Source organism: Candidatus Acidiferrales bacterium, from assembly GCA_035934015.1.
Classification (GTDB): domain Bacteria; phylum Acidobacteriota; class Terriglobia; order Acidiferrales; family UBA7541; genus DAHUXN01.
The window spans coordinates 1-14122 of record DASYYH010000006.1 but is presented as its reverse complement, the minus strand read 5'-3'; the positions used below and the strand labels follow the sequence as shown (position 1 = coordinate 14122).

General features: G+C 54.6%; 11 protein-coding genes. 3 read left to right on the top strand and 8 right to left on the bottom strand.

Annotated elements, in window-relative coordinates:
* Nucleotide 1 precedes the first annotated feature (1 nt).
* From VGR81_02500 to VGR81_02475, 6 genes are all read right to left on the bottom strand, one after another.
* Nucleotides 2-1303, bottom strand: coding sequence for a hypothetical protein (locus VGR81_02500; GenBank protein HEV2287802.1), 1302 nt, complete (start codon nt 1301-1303; stop codon nt 2-4).
* Between the two features lie 58 nt (nt 1304-1361).
* The gene (locus VGR81_02495; protein ID HEV2287801.1) at nt 1362-2027 is read right to left on the bottom strand and encodes a polysaccharide biosynthesis/export family protein; all 666 of its coding nucleotides are present in this window, start codon (nt 2025-2027) and stop codon (nt 1362-1364) included.
* Nucleotides 2028-2069: 42 nt separating this feature from the next.
* The gene (locus tag VGR81_02490) at nt 2070-3056 is read right to left on the bottom strand and encodes a sigma 54-interacting transcriptional regulator (GenBank protein HEV2287800.1); all 987 of its coding nucleotides are present in this window, start codon (nt 3054-3056) and stop codon (nt 2070-2072) included.
* Nucleotides 3057-3595: 539 nt separating this feature from the next.
* Complete coding sequence (locus VGR81_02485) at nt 3596-3940, bottom strand: PilZ domain-containing protein (GenBank protein HEV2287799.1); 345 nt, start codon at nt 3938-3940, stop codon at nt 3596-3598.
* A gap of 366 nt (nt 3941-4306) precedes the next feature.
* Nucleotides 4307-5779: a sigma-54 dependent transcriptional regulator gene (locus VGR81_02480; protein ID HEV2287798.1), complete on the bottom strand. Its 1473-nt coding sequence runs from the start codon at nt 5777-5779 to the stop codon at nt 4307-4309.
* Nucleotides 5772-7004: a HAMP domain-containing sensor histidine kinase gene (locus VGR81_02475; protein ID HEV2287797.1), complete on the bottom strand. Its 1233-nt coding sequence runs from the start codon at nt 7002-7004 to the stop codon at nt 5772-5774. Before VGR81_02475 ends, VGR81_02480 begins: the two co-directional genes overlap by 8 nt.
* Before the next feature lie 347 nt (nt 7005-7351).
* On the opposite strand from VGR81_02475, the gene VGR81_02470 reads away from it, so the two are divergent.
* Nucleotides 7352-7681, top strand: a complete 330-nt coding sequence (locus VGR81_02470) for a PilZ domain-containing protein (GenBank protein HEV2287796.1) — start codon at nt 7352-7354, stop codon at nt 7679-7681.
* Nucleotides 7682-7946: 265 nt separating this feature from the next.
* Nucleotides 7947-9158: a GGDEF domain-containing protein gene (locus VGR81_02465; GenBank protein ID HEV2287795.1), complete on the top strand. Its 1212-nt coding sequence runs from the start codon at nt 7947-7949 to the stop codon at nt 9156-9158.
* Nucleotides 9159-9210: 52 nt separating this feature from the next.
* Here VGR81_02465 and VGR81_02460 read toward each other — a convergent pair whose 3' ends face one another.
* Nucleotides 9211-10002 (bottom strand): FAD-dependent oxidoreductase, encoded by a 792-nt coding sequence (locus tag VGR81_02460; protein ID HEV2287794.1) that lies wholly within the window; start codon nt 10000-10002, stop codon nt 9211-9213.
* 147 nt (nt 10003-10149) lie between these two features.
* On the opposite strand from VGR81_02460, the gene VGR81_02455 reads away from it, so the two are divergent.
* Nucleotides 10150-11070 carry an alpha/beta hydrolase gene (locus VGR81_02455; protein HEV2287793.1) on the top strand — a complete coding sequence of 307 codons (921 nt, stop codon included), beginning with the start codon at nt 10150-10152 and terminating at the stop codon, nt 11068-11070.
* A gap of 132 nt (nt 11071-11202) precedes the next feature.
* Here VGR81_02455 and VGR81_02450 read toward each other — a convergent pair whose 3' ends face one another.
* Nucleotides 11203-13659, bottom strand: a complete 2457-nt coding sequence (locus VGR81_02450; GenBank protein ID HEV2287792.1) for an ABC transporter permease — start codon at nt 13657-13659, stop codon at nt 11203-11205.
* Nucleotides 13660-14122: the final 463 nt, after the last annotated feature.

The following is a 14122-nucleotide window of genomic DNA, read 5'->3' as shown; positions in this document are numbered from 1 at the left end:
CCTACCTCCCAAGCGGTTTCGTAAACGTGTAAGTAAGCGACGCGCCGGCTATGTCATGGTTCCCGACCGGGAACCCCGCAAAGCCTCCGGTTTCATTCAATCTTTCATAAAACCAATTCATCGCGACATCTCGCCAGATTTGCTGCTGCAACCCAACCTCGCCGGAATAAGTCAGCATCGAACCCTGCGACGAGGAAGAAGACGCCAGCAATTGGTCAGAACTGCCTGCAACCGTCGTGAAAAAAGACCATCGCGATGTCAGCCTTGTGGTCAATTTGGCCGATCCTGTATTCAGTTCCACTGCTCCTACCAAACCACCGCCATCGCTGACCCTCCGCGAGTAATCGACCGATACAGCAACGCGATTCCCGATCCAGTTGTAAATCACCCCGCCGGCTGCCGACCACTGGTTAGCGCTGACCGGAATAGTGATGACGATAAAGCCCAGGCTCAGTTCGATTTCGTTGGCCGTCTGGGAATATTCCGGTCCGCCGTATAGCGTGAAACTGCTGGTTGGCGAAATATTCATCTGATCGAAAACCTCAAACGAATGAGTCGTGGTCCGTGCGTTCTGACGTGGGAATTTCAGTACCTGAAGGCCATACTGAACTCCCAATTGGTTCTTTGCGTTGAACTGGTGCGAAATGTAGGCCTCTCCGGAAGCCACCTGGGAGTAAATCAATGCCGTCGTTGGACCAGAATGCGGCGTATTGTCAAAGCGCTCCTGGTTAAATCCGCCTCCCAGCCCGAACATCGTGTGTTCCCCGATCTGGTAAGAGTACAAAGCATTGGAAACAATTTGAGTTCGTCGAATGTTCGGGAGGTATACCGACTGATTGGGTGAAACGCCCGGGCCAGGCAAATTATTGCCTTGGCCCAGTTGCGCGAAGGGATCCGTGCTGACCAGATAGTATTGCTGGGCCATCAAAGTCCCGCGCGCTGACGTTAGCCAAGTCACGTGCCCGTCAAACTTCTGCGTGAACTGATTTCGATAGTTTAGATTTTGGCTGATATCAATGCCTGGACCGTAGTCGACTCCCCAATCTACCCGAGGCAACGTTTCCGTGAACCCGAATGAGGGAGAGAAGATGTAGCCCGAATCCCATTGCCGCGGCGTTAATCCCGGAAGCACATTGTCATCAAAATGCGTCCCTGCTGAAAGGTTCATCTGGAAAACGTTCTCCAATTCAGCACTGGCCGAGGGTATCGCCGCTGGCATTTGACCACTTGCCAGCACGGGGACGTTTGAGTTCAGCGAGGGCGTTCCGCCATTGCTCTGTCCCCAAGCGGATGTGGCCAGCAAGAGAATCGCCGCACAAGCGCCTGCTCGGATTGGTATCAGTCGTCGCATTCAGCCGATCTCAAGGAACTACAATCGTATCCCCAGGTTTCAACACCACGTTTTCCTGCAGGCTGCGTCCGCGGATCACGGCCTTGTAATCGAACGGAATGCGCACTCGTATCCCTCCGGGAACAGGCCGCAAAACATAAATCTTCGTTTCCTTTGCAAAATCTCTGAATCCGCCCGCTTCCGCGAGGGCATCGAGGACGGTCATGGATTCGCTCAGTGGATAAGTACCTGGCCGCGTCACTTGACCGACGATGTTGAATTGGTGGCTGCGCGGGTCATCAACGATCACGGTCACTTCCGGATTCTCAATGTATGCCTTCAGGAGCCGCGTGATATTGTCTTGAAGCTGCAGCGGTGTAAGCCCGCTTGCCTGAATTTCACCGATCAGCGGTAGCGAGATCTTGCCATCTGGCCTCACAGGTATCTGCCGTGAGATCTCCTTTTCCTTCCACACATCGATGTCCAGCATGTCGTTTTCGCCAATAACGTAAGACTTCGCGTCAATTACAGGCTTCTCCACAGTACTTGCCGGCTGTTCCGGTTGAACCGCCTTCGACGGAGGATCCGCTGCGGCAGACGCCGTCTTTTTGTCTTGACCGTATGTCACCAACAGCGCGATCAGCAGCGCCGGCGCAAGTAACATCCATTTTCCCTTACCCATAACAACGGCGTTCATGTCTCCCTGCTCCTTTTGCAAAAACTCGAAGAAAACTCCCGCTTAATTCCGGGGTTGCGGATTCTCCGAGACCTTGCGGCCTGGCACGCCCGCTTCTTTCAGTTTGTACAGCAGGGCGCGGTAACTGATATTCAGGGCACTGGCTGCTCTCTTCCGATTCCAGTTGTGCGTTTGCAAAGTTTTCAGAATGATTTTCTTTTCGAATTCGCGCGTCGCTTGGCGCGTAACCTTCTTCAGCGAAATCGACCCATTGAGCGGCACGTCTGGCAGGAAAGAAGAAGAGGAGGAACTTGAACCTCCGCTGGAAAGGTCAATCGCAATGGCGTCTTCCGAGCCAAGGATCACATAGCGCTTCATCATGTTTTCGAGTTCGCGGATGTTTCCCGGCCAGTGATATCTCTGCATCATATCCAGCCGTCGTGCGGAGAGTGGCTGGGTTGGGCGGTTGAATTTCTCGCTGTAGACCCGTCGCAGGAAGTCCGAGATACAGGGAATATCAGCCGTCCGCTCCCGCAGGCTCGGCAGTTGAATATTCACCACATTGATCCGATAGTAGAGGTCTTGTCGGAAACTTCCCTGATCGATTTCCTCTTCTAGGTTACGATTCGTCGCGCACACCACGCGCACGTCGATTCGCTTGTCTTCTTGCGCGCCGATCGGGCAAAACTGGCCATCTTGAAGCAGCTGCAGCAATTTCGCTTGGAGGCCCATCTCCAGTTCGGCAATTTCGTCCAGGAAGAGTGTTCCGTTCTGCGCCATTTCCACTCGTCCTGGCTTCGTGCCGTTCGCCCCGGTAAATGCGCCCTTCTCGTAGCCAAAAAGTTCGCTCTCGACAAGCGTTCCTGGGATCGCCGGACAATTCACCTTCACAAATGGACCGGTCTCCCACGGCGAGCGCCTGTGGATCAATTTGGCGATAATTTCTTTCCCCGTACCGCTCTCGCCCTGTAAGAGGACCGGAATATTTGCCCCAGCTACTTTCTCCAGCTTCTGGTGGACAACACCCATTGCCTCCGATCGACCGAACACCACCTCGTCCGGAGGCACGGTGAGATTTGTCTCCCCGCTCAATCGACTTGGAACTTGACGCGTCGCCGTTCCCACCGTTGCACCACTCCAAGACAGGGCGCTAACTTAGGCCCTGTGCAGACTCATTCACTTGCACACTGAAAACCAATGTACATGGTTCCTTAAAGATCGCAAAGCCGACTGTCAATATTACAATAAAGCTTTTATTTTATGTAAGTTAATAGAATTAGGTATGGGTATCCGCTATCTCGCTCTATATACCAAATTCATGCGCGAACCTCCGAAAAGTGGAAAATGTTTTCACTCGAGGGAACCCCTTTTCCCCAACTCAGGCCGATTAGTTTAAGGCGCGACAGGTATCCTCTTATGATTCGCTATATTATTGAAAACAAAAGATATTGTGGAAAAGTGGCAAAATACTGAGAATAAAGCGATTAACGCATGTCACATGCCGATGCTTGCCAGAGCGGTTTTCAGAATGTGGAGGTTATTCCGAAAAGGATGCCAGAGGATTCCTTGTATCTCGCGTGCTACAGAACTCAGGCTCTGGCCGATTCGCCGCGGATAATGTCGTATCGTTCGATTACGGCAGCTACGCCGATCTCTGCGGATGATTCTGTCTCCGTGCTTGCGTGATCCACGCGAACGACTCGACCATGCGCTCGCACAAATACCTCTTGACCTTGTGTAATCTCCGCAGGAAGGGTCAGCGTAAAGTCCAACTCTGTACCGGGTGCCAGATCCTTCTGCAACCGGAAGTAAACACCCCGTGTGGAGATGTCTCGAGTCCGTCCATTGTGAATTGTTGTTTCCTTGCTTACCGGCAATTGGACAACGACAGGAAGGGTTAGATCATACCGGCGAGCTACACGACGCTCCGTCATCCCCAATGCTCCTCTCAATCTGCGTGCGCAGACGCACCCTATCCCGAGGTAATGGGCAGCAATCCGGTTTCCAAAGTCTGGATTCCCAAGTTTCGGCGCTGTACCTGCGTGAGGATTCCGGCCCTATCTTACCCGCCCCCAGGGCCAGCGGGCATGCGCGCTTGTTCTCCCCGAATCGGCGCAAACCCTTTCGTAACAGCCGCGAACCTCTTCTAAGGTCTCACGCAACCTGCGGTGATAATTTGTGCCAAACTTCCTTGAAAGAAACAAGAGGAATATTTCGTCCTGATGACGGATTCGCTATGGCCGCGCAGAGGCATTCAGCCTTCTGCACTCAATATGCAAGTTGTTGCAGGCAGTTTACGCCTATGATCCGCGTATTGCTGGGACTCCCGGTGCCATACCAGTACGTGCACCACGCCCAGAATCCAAATTAAATTGCCTCATTTTGTACAACAATGCTTTGTAACTGATCCCCAGTATCTTCGCTGCATCCTTGCGGCACCAGTTCGTTTTCTCCAGTGCGTCTGCAATGGCCTCCATCTCCGCTTCATCCTTCAAGCTTCGTACCAGCGCCTTCAGGCCTTGCTCGCGTGGGGGTGCAGCCTCTTCCTTTGGAGAAATCCGTTGTTGTGATTCCGTCAGCTCCAGCAATTCCCGCAGGCTGCCATCATCATCTTCGAGAATCACATAGCGCTTCACGAAATTTTCCAGTTCGCGTAAGTTTCCCGGCCATGGATAGCGCATCGCTGCTTCCATCAAATGCGCCGAAGGTTCAGGCACGGCCTTCTGGAATTTTTCGCTGTGCTTCGCCAGAAAATGACGGAAGAGCATTGGTATTTCATCAGTGCGCTCTCGCAGTGGCGGAATGTGCAGCGACAGGACGCTCAATCGATAATAAAGATCCTCTCGAAACTTTCCGGATTTCATCGCTTCGTGCACTTGGACGTTCGTTGCCGCCAACACGCGAACGTCTACTTGAACCGACGCTCGCGCACCGAGCCGTGAAAACTGATTGTCTTGCAGCACATGAAGCAATTTCGCTTGCAGGTGGGGCGGGATCTCCGCAATCTCATCCAGAAAAATCGTTCCCTTGTTCGCCAGCTCGAATTTCCCGGGCTTGGCACGGACCGCTCCCGTAAAGGCGCCGGGCTCGTATCCGAATAATTCGGATTCCAGCAGTTCACCCGGCAGCGCCGCACAATTTACCTTGACGAAAACATGCTGCCGGCGCGCCGATCGCAGATGAATCATTCGCGCCACGACTTCCTTGCCCACGCCGCTCTCGCCGCTGATGAATACGGGCACGTCCACCGGCGCGACCTGGAAAATCTGCTGCCGAATTTTCAGCATTTGCGGGCTGGCGGCCAGAAACGATAAATCTCCCGTCAGTTCATCGCAGTATTCGCGCAGAGCTTGATTTTCCGCTTTCAGCTGCCTCTTCTGCCGGCACTTCAGCAGAGCTGCATCGAGTTCCGGCTTCTCGAAAGGCTTGGTCAGATAATCGTGTGCGCCCAGCCGGATCGCCTCGACCACTGTGCTCACTTCGTTGGAGCACGAAAGCATGATTACGTTCAGGCTGCGGTCCATCAACATCAGCCGCCGCAATGTCTCCAAGCCATCCATCTCCGGCATCAGCACGTCCAAAATTACGAAATCAGGCTTCGTGCCGGCGCCAATGGCTTCGAGCCCATCGTTCCCGCTCGTGACCGCGGAAACTTCGAAGCCGTCCACTTCCAGAAGCGTTTGCAAATACTTCCGGATGCTCGGCTCATCGTCGATGATCAGGATCTTTTCTTTTTCGGCCACATTCGTTTGGCCGCGGGCTCCCTCACGCATAGCTATAGGCCTCGACTTTCGTTGGCAGCAGGAACTTGAATGAACTTCCGCGCCCGGGTTCGCTATCCACCCAAATCTTCCCATGATGCGCCTGTATCAGCCGCTTTGTAATTGCCAATCCGAGTCCCATCCCCGAAGAAGATGGATCGACACGAACAAAATCCTCGAATATCTCCTGATGATATTCGGCAGCGATGCCCACTCCCGTGTCGCTTACGGAGATCATCACGCTGTTCGGCTGCGGCCGTCTTGCCGACCTGCGCTCTTTCGAGGGCGTTGTGGGAACCACGCGCCTTTCCCAGAAATGCGTTTCTGCTTGCAGAATCACCTTTCCGCCTACCGGAGTATGCTTCAGTGCATTATCCACCAGATTGGTTATGCACTGCTGAACTTTGGGGTAATCGAATTTGAAAATCGGCAACTTCTCGTCCATGATCACTTCGAAATGCACATTGGCGCGGCGAAATGTTTCCTTCCATCGAATCGCCACATCATTCATGCAATCCTTGATGTCGTTATCCTGAAATTGCAGCACAAGTTTGCCGCTCTCCAGTGCTGTGTAGTTCAGGAACGTTGAGACGAGACGGACCAGCCGGTCGCAACTTTGCTTCGATTCTTGCAGAATATCGCGCTGCTTTTCTGTCAAATGTCCCAGTGATTCGGAGAGCAGAAGATCATAGTAACCCTTCATCACTGCCAGTGGAGTTTTCAATTCGTGCGCGGCAGATCCCAGAAAAACGGTCTTCTGCCGATTGACTTCCTGCAATCGCAGATACGCGGCCAGCAGATTCCGGTACGTGATCTCCCTTTCTTGCAGAAGATCCTTTACCGTGCGCCTCATTTGATCCTGATCGACGGGCGCCTCGGTAAGGGCCGGTTCTGCGAAAACAACCAGCCAGTCCGGTTCAGGCAGCCATCGAATTCGCGCGCGCGCCCGTCCGCTCGCGGCATCGACCAGAAGATTCACTTCCTGCTCACCTCGTTCCAATTGGCCGAAAAGTCCTTTCGCATCCACATGTAGAATGTCGCGAAAAAGATTTGGCTGGCTGCTTCCCTCCTCCTGCTTGCAGCTCAGCGAATCTTGCGCATGCAAATTGGCAAACAAAATCCGCCCGGCACGATCCGTGACAAGCAGGGGTTTATCCACCGCATCCAGAAGGCTGGACATCAGTCCGAACACCGTCGCGCCGGTCGCCTGCGCCTCGGTCGATGCAGTTCGATTCAAGAGCGCCTCCCGGCCCTACTTGCTCGGAGAATCTCGGAATCCCAATTCATTTTTCAGGCTAAACAGGCTGATTTCGCAGATACCACCACGCGCGATGATGTTGGCAAAGGGCCACAGGAGTGTCAATGGTAAATGCGTTTCCTTTGCACTTAAAATGCAAAGAAGTTCTGCACAATCTGGCCGGATCATCCCTATCTTGAAGGTCCTGCATAGACACATCTTAACCAACACAAAATAAAAGCCTTACAGAATATAAAAACTGACGGAATAGCCACCAAATTGCAGCATAAACGAGTACTAATACCCCGGTTCTAGTCGCTGGGGCATTCAGTATTCTGAGGGTGTGTATGAGTTCGAGCAATGGGCATGGAGAGCGGCGAAAGTTTCAACGTATTCGCTTGCAGGTCCCGCTCTTCATTCGTGGCACGGATGGCGGAGGTTCGAATTTCCTCGAACTGGCCAAAACGCTTGATATTAGTAGCTTGGGCGCTCGTCTAATCAGTCCCCGTCCGCTGCGTCATGGCGACATCATCTCCCTGACCATCCCGGCCCCGCTCCCAGCTTCCGCTGAACTCGGCGTGCTTGGCACGCCACCGATCCAGGCCCGCGTCCGGCGCCTGGAGAGCAGCGGTGAGATGGAATTGGCCGCTGTCGAATTTCTAAAGCCTCTCGAATAACTATCTTACGGTCCGCCCCAGGCATGCATAGGATGTGCGAAAAGTGGGAATTCCTTTCTCATTCTTCATCTTGAAATCTTCTCCACATCCGGAGCCCACTCCTGCCGCCGATTTCTCCCCTTTTTTCTATATCTTACGGAACATGCTTCCTCCACAAATTCTTTGAGCGTTGGCATCGCCATTGCTATTCTGCTAGTGTCCCCGCAGGAGCGCCACTCGTCTCGGAGTATGAAATTCATTTCCGAAGACCAAGATTAAAACTCTGATGCCCCAGCCAGCGGAGTCGAATATACCGTCCTCGGCGGACGATTCATTCTATGACCTGCTTGTCGAAACTCTCGACAATCTCGAGGAATCCGTCCGCGCACAATTTCTGCAGCAATTTTTCAAATCCATTGCCAGCATCGATGTCACGCAGGCGCAGAGCCTCGATTACTGGAGCCAAATCCTCGCGCGCCGCGGAGAACTTTCCGAAAGCATGGGTCGTCGCGTTTCGCTCAAGACGGCCATGGTGGATGTGCTTGCCTCCACCAGCATTCTTCGCGTCCCCATTTTGATGGAGTACGAGGAGTTCAAGAAACTGCAGTTAAACGCAGCAACGGACGCGCTGACCGGTCTCTACAATCGCAGGTTATTCGAAGAATATTGCAACAAGGAATTCAATCGCGCCAAGCGATACGGCCAGCATCTCGCGCTCGTTCTGCTCGACCTTCACCGCCTGAAAGAAGTGAACGATCTGTACGGCCACTTGCAGGGCGATCAGGTTTTGCAACTGGCCGCCACCACGCTGCGAAAAAACCTGCGCGCTTCGGACTTCGCGTTTCGCATTGGCGGCGATGAATTCGCGTTGCTGCTTCCGCAAGCCGATCCCGAGCAGGCCGCCACGCTCTGCGATCGTTTGCGCACTCACTTCGAAGGCGAAATTGCGCCTCTGAAATTGGACGCCGGTGTGACCATCGACTACGGCATTGCCGTTCATCCGCAGGATGGCGAAACCAAGGAAGTTCTCCTGCGCCTCGCGGATACGCGCCTCTATCAGTTGAAAAATGCCCAGCGCACGCACGCGCGTTCGCGCGACGTGGCAAGACCCGCTCCCGCCGCGCCGCAGCCTCCATCGCAGCCGCCCGCTCTCGTGCCACAGCAACCACCCGCACCTCCAAAAGCGCAAGCCGCACCGCCACTGGTCACGCATCCAGAAACGCGAGCGAGCAGCGAGCGGCGAAAATGGGAACGTGTTTCTCTCGCGGGAACACGCGCCTATGCCGTGATTGCAGGCCACGAAAAGAAAAATGCCACCGTTGCGGATCTCTGTACCGGCGGGCTGGCGTTGCTCATGGAAGGCGCCGAAGAAATCCCTTCGCCATTCTTTGCCGTGCTGCACGTTCCGATTTTGCCGCCCCTGCGCGTGAATTTGCGCAAAGTATACACGCGCAAGGCCGACGGCGGCACGCGCGTGGGCTGCACGTTCGTTTCCTGATTTTTTTGGAATCGCTTCCTAGGAAATCCGCAGGAAAAATTCGTCAAGCGCCCTAATCGTATTTTTCGAAGCGAATCTGTTTGCGGTCGAGCCCGAATTCCTCTTTCAGAATAAATCGGACTTCATCTACCATCGCCTTCAGTCCGCAGATATACGTCTTGAAATCCTTCCGCCCGGCAAAAATCTTCCGCAAATGCTCCTGCACGTACCCCGTCTTGCCCTGCCAGTCGCCCGCCGGACGGCTCAGCGTCGGAACAAAATGAAATCGCGGATTCGCGGCAGCCAAATCTTCGAATTCGCTCCGGTAAAGAATCGTCTCCTGATGCCGTACGCCGAAGAGCAGCCACACATCGTGCGACAACTCCTCACGCGAATGCAAAACCTCCGTGAGCATTCCGCGAATCGGCGCGATGCCTGTGCCCGTCGCGATAAACACCAAATCCTGCTCCATTGGCTGCGATACGACAAAGGATCCATGCGGGCCATTCACATCCACAATTGTCTCCGCTGCAACGTCGCACAGATAATTCGAGACGTACCCGCCCTCCACGCGATTCAGGCAAAGATCGAATTTCGAATCGCCCCGCGGCGCGGACGCAATCGAGTAAGGTCGCGCTTCTTTTTCGCCGTCGCGCGGGACTTCGAGTGAGATGAATTGTCCCGCGTAAAATTCGAACGCGCCGCCTTCGATCACCTCCCATTCGAAATGTTTGGTGGATGGCGTAAGTTCAATCGTGCGGCGCAGGATCGCGCGGAAACTACGTGGTGGAATAAACGGTCGCGTGGGCATCAGTGGATGGGATGGCGCGAACATCTCCTCGGATTCCAGTGTATCGCACTCCATGTGAAACTTCGCCCTGCTAGCGCAGCTATACTTTAGATTGGTTCCCTCGCATACTTCGCCCATCCGAAACGAATGAGTAAGGCAGCATCGGCTCGATCAGGTTAGACTGTGCATGCTCTCGGTTATAACAGGTCAGCGGAGGCTTAAATGATTCCTTTAGGGAAAACTCTTCTCATTGTATTCCTGTTCGTCGGGTTGGGATTCTGCGCCCTGGCCCAAGGCACCTCCCAAAACGGCAATGCGTCTGCGCCTGGCTCTTTTGTCCAGGTTGAAGGTTCAAAAATATACTACGAGGAATGTAGCAGCGCTTTTCCACAAACGGTTGTTCTTATTCACGATGGCGTGGTGGATTCGGCGGTTTGGGACGACGTCTGGCCTACTTTTTGCGAGCGTTTTCATACAATCCGTTATGACCGTCGCGGGTATGGCCATAGTCCGGCAGCTTCAACGTGGTATTGGGAAATGGACGATCTAACCACTTTGCTTCATCACTTGAAAGTAAAACGAGCCGCCATAGTAGGCAGTTCCCACGGAGGTTCGCTGACAATCGACTTCACACTCGCTCACCCGGAAATGGTGCAGCAAATTGTGCTCGTCGGGGCGGTTGTGAGTGGAATGCCATACTCGCAATTTTTTCTCGATCGCGGCCAGCACGCATTCGATCTCTTGAACAAAGGCGATGTGAAGGGCGCGATCGCCGAATGGTCCGCCGACAAGTATCTCGTTGCACCGGGTCACGATGCCGCCAGAAAGCGCCTCTTTGACTTGCTATCCGCAAGTCCGCAGGATATGAGCCATGCAGATTATCCACTGGGCGGCAAGCCGGCTCTTCCAAGACTCCATGAGATTCATGTGCCAGCATTGATTCTCGTCGGCTCGGCCGACATCGCTGATGTTCTTGTGCATGCCGGTGCGATCGAGGCAGGAATTCCGAACTCTCGTCTCGTAGTCGTTCCCGGCGTTGGGCATCTGATGTATCTGGAGAAACCCGCTGACTTTACTCACCTCGTCATGGACTTCATCGAGTTGAACACGGACTCCCCTGGCGGCACCCTAGAAGCACGCTGAATGTTTCTGCGCTTGGGGCGCAGCGTGGGTCACTCGTCAGTTTGAATTCTCTGCGCCCTTCCTCGAGAAATCAAAATTCAAACCGACCCAATCCTTGAGGCTAGGTCAAACGGCGGAAGTGCCCGAAACTAACTACTCATGCCTTAACGCGATCATGGGATCCACTTTCATGGCTCGTCTCGCTGGAATCCAGCATGCGCCGAGCGCCACGAGAATCAAAAGCCCAGCTGTGGAGAGAAAACTGAGTGGATCGAACATCCCGATACCATAGAGCAGCGCATGCATGCTTTTCGCCAGCAACATCGAAAGCCCCAGCCCGATGACAACTCCGGCTACGACCATAGCCATTCCGTTCGACAGTATCAGCCGCAGAACATTCGCAGGCTGTGCACCAAGCGCCATGCGGATCCCGATTTCACTCGTTCGCTGGGTTACGGAGTACGACATGACCCCGTAAGTTCCGATCGCCGCCAGAATCAGCGCCAGCAGGCCAAATGTGCCAAGCAGTTCCGCGCCCATGCGCGGCGCGGTCAGCGATTGATCAAGCGTCTGTTCGATGGTTTGGACGGCGAGCAGCGGAACCCCGGGCGCAAGCGAACCCATCGCGCTGCGCACGGTGGGAATGACCTTCGTTGGATCTCCCTTCGCGCGCACGAAGAGAAAAGCTGCCTCCGAATAGTGCTGCTTGAGCGGCCAATAAATGATCGCCGTCGGCGGCTCCCCCAGACTCGCGTACTTCACCGTATTCACTTCGCCCACCACGGTCACAGTCCAGGTTGTGGTAATGAAATGAAGGTGTTTTCCAATCGGATCCTGTCCCGGCCAGAACGTATCCGCTGCGGCCGTGTTCACAATGGCGACCATTTCGCCATTCGCATCATCGGAATCGTTGAAATCGCGCCCTTCAAGCAAGGTCATACTACGACTGGAAAAATATCCCGGAGAGACCGCCTCGACTGGGGTCAGCCTGCCATTGCGGGGATCGTTTTGATCCACGCCATCAGGGAACGTCGTCCATTCCAGACTCCCGCCCAGAGGCGGCGCATCCGAAACGCTCGCACTCGCAATCATCGGCACGGTGTCGAGGCGTTGCACCACGTCTCGATAGAGCGCTTCCGTCTGAGGTTGCGCATAGTGCGCCGCGCTCGGATCCAGCAGCATGCTGATATCGTGCTTCACTTCAAATCCCGGATCGATCTGCTCGGCGTTGCGAAGGCTATGGATGAAAAGACCGCCGCCGACGAGCGCGATCAACGAGAGCACTACCTGAATCATCACCAGCACACCGCGCAAGCCGTACCAGCGCGTGCTTCCCGTCGGCGCGCCGGTGCGGTCCTTCAAGGCCGCGATGCTGTCTTTGCGCGAAGCCTGCAGTGCCGGCATAAGACCAAAAATCAGTGTCGCGGCCACAGCGAGAGCAAGCGTGTATGCGAAAACACGGCCATCCAGGCTGAAATCGAAGCGCCGCACGAGTCCGAGCGGCAAAAACGAAAGAATCGCCGACTTCGCCCAGTACGCGCAGACAACTCCGAATCCGCCCGCGATCAGCGCCAAAAGCAGGCTCTCTGTCAGAAGTTGCCGGATAAGCCGCATCCGCGAAGCGCCCAGCGCCAGCCGCACCGCTATTTCGCGCTGCCGTTGCATCGCCCGCGCCAGCAGCAAATTTGCCACGTTCGCGCACGCAATCAGCAGCACCAGGCCCACAATTCCCATCATCAGCGCGCCAGCCAGCACAAATATGTTGTGCACTTGCGGCGGAACGGTCGTCTCGTTAATCGGTACAATGGTTTCGTTCCGTCCGCTGTTGACCTTCGGATATTCCTTTTGCAGTTGCAAACTAAGATCATGAACCTCATTCTGCGCCTGCGAGAACGTCACTCCGGGCTTGAGCCGCGCCACCATCCCGGTCATGCGGAAGCTGCGATCATGAAACATTTCCTTCGCCTGTCCGGTCAAAACATCATCCGCCAGGGAGATGGGGACCCACACCTCAGGACTGCCGAGGTTTCCAATTTGCTGGAAACTTTGCGGCGCGACCCCAATCACGGAATATTCCATCTGATCCAGTTGAATGCTTTTGCCCAAAATTTGCGGGTCTGAGCCGAATTGTGTTTTCCAAAAATTGTAGCTGATCACCGCGACCGGACGCCGCGAGCTTTCATCGTCCGGCGAAAGCCCTCGGCCCATCACTGGCTGCACGCCGAGCACGTCAAAAAAATTCCCGCTGACCAGTTGCCCGGTAACCTGCGTCTGCTTTCCCGAAATCGTCAGGTTAAATCCGTTAAAAATCGCAATCGAAGTGCCGGTGAAGGACTTCAGGTTCTGCACGTAATCGACTGCATTCGGATAAGGTGTGCCAAGATATTCCTGCGGAGGTCCCTTGCGGCTCACCTGATCGGAAAAGAACGCCACCACGCGCCCTGCATCTTTCACCGGAACCGTTTGCAGAAAAATCGCTTTCGCCAGCGTGAAGATCGTCGTGTTCGCGCCAATTCCCAGCGTCAGCGACAGCACCGCGACAGCCGTGAAACCCGGCGATTTGGCGAGCACACGAATGCCATACTTTATGTCCTGCACGAGGGTGTTCATCGATGCCCCTCCTGTGATGCCTAAGAACGCAGCGTCCCCACTTGTATCAGACACCGCTCCCCGCCAAAAGGTTAGCCTCTCGGACTTGCAAATGCACGCTAGGTAATTGGAAAGTCCGATGCTCAGGTTTGGCTAACCGGTGTAACAGTCATTCCCGGTGCAAAATTCATTCTAAGCAACAGTGGCTTTGCGCCTCGCCTGCGCCTTCGCCGCATTTGTAGGGCCCGACCGCATTTGTCGGGCCGCGCGACTCTCCGAGTCGCGTTAGCTTTTCGCTCTCATTCCGAGCCTGCCTGCCGCCTGCCCGCCGTGGCGGGCAGGTAGGGAATCTGCAGTTTGAAACTTATCGCGCGCGCAAATTAACTCTGCAGAATACTGTTGACAACTCGGTTAACATCTGCTATAGATTTGCCGTATGTTTAGCTCTTCGATCGCCGCTCAGGGCAATTCGCGAGGCCCCCGG

Coding starts and splice junctions, on each gene's coding strand:
- VGR81_02495 (HEV2287801.1), bottom strand. CDS start 2,027: ATGAACGCCGTTGTTATGGGTAAGGGAAAATGGATGTTACTTGCGCCG.
- VGR81_02485 (HEV2287799.1), bottom strand. CDS start 3,940: ATGACGGAGCGTCGTGTAGCTCGCCGGTATGATCTAACCCTTCCTGTC.
- VGR81_02480 (HEV2287798.1), bottom strand. CDS start 5,779: ATGCGTGAGGGAGCCCGCGGCCAAACGAATGTGGCCGAAAAAGAAAAG.
- VGR81_02470 (HEV2287796.1), top strand. CDS start 7,352: ATGAGTTCGAGCAATGGGCATGGAGAGCGGCGAAAGTTTCAACGTATT.
- VGR81_02465 (HEV2287795.1), top strand. CDS start 7,947: ATGCCCCAGCCAGCGGAGTCGAATATACCGTCCTCGGCGGACGATTCA.
- VGR81_02460 (HEV2287794.1), bottom strand. CDS start 10,002: ATGGAGTGCGATACACTGGAATCCGAGGAGATGTTCGCGCCATCCCAT.
- VGR81_02455 (HEV2287793.1), top strand. CDS start 10,150: ATGATTCCTTTAGGGAAAACTCTTCTCATTGTATTCCTGTTCGTCGGG.
- VGR81_02450 (HEV2287792.1), bottom strand. CDS start 13,659: ATGAACACCCTCGTGCAGGACATAAAGTATGGCATTCGTGTGCTCGCC.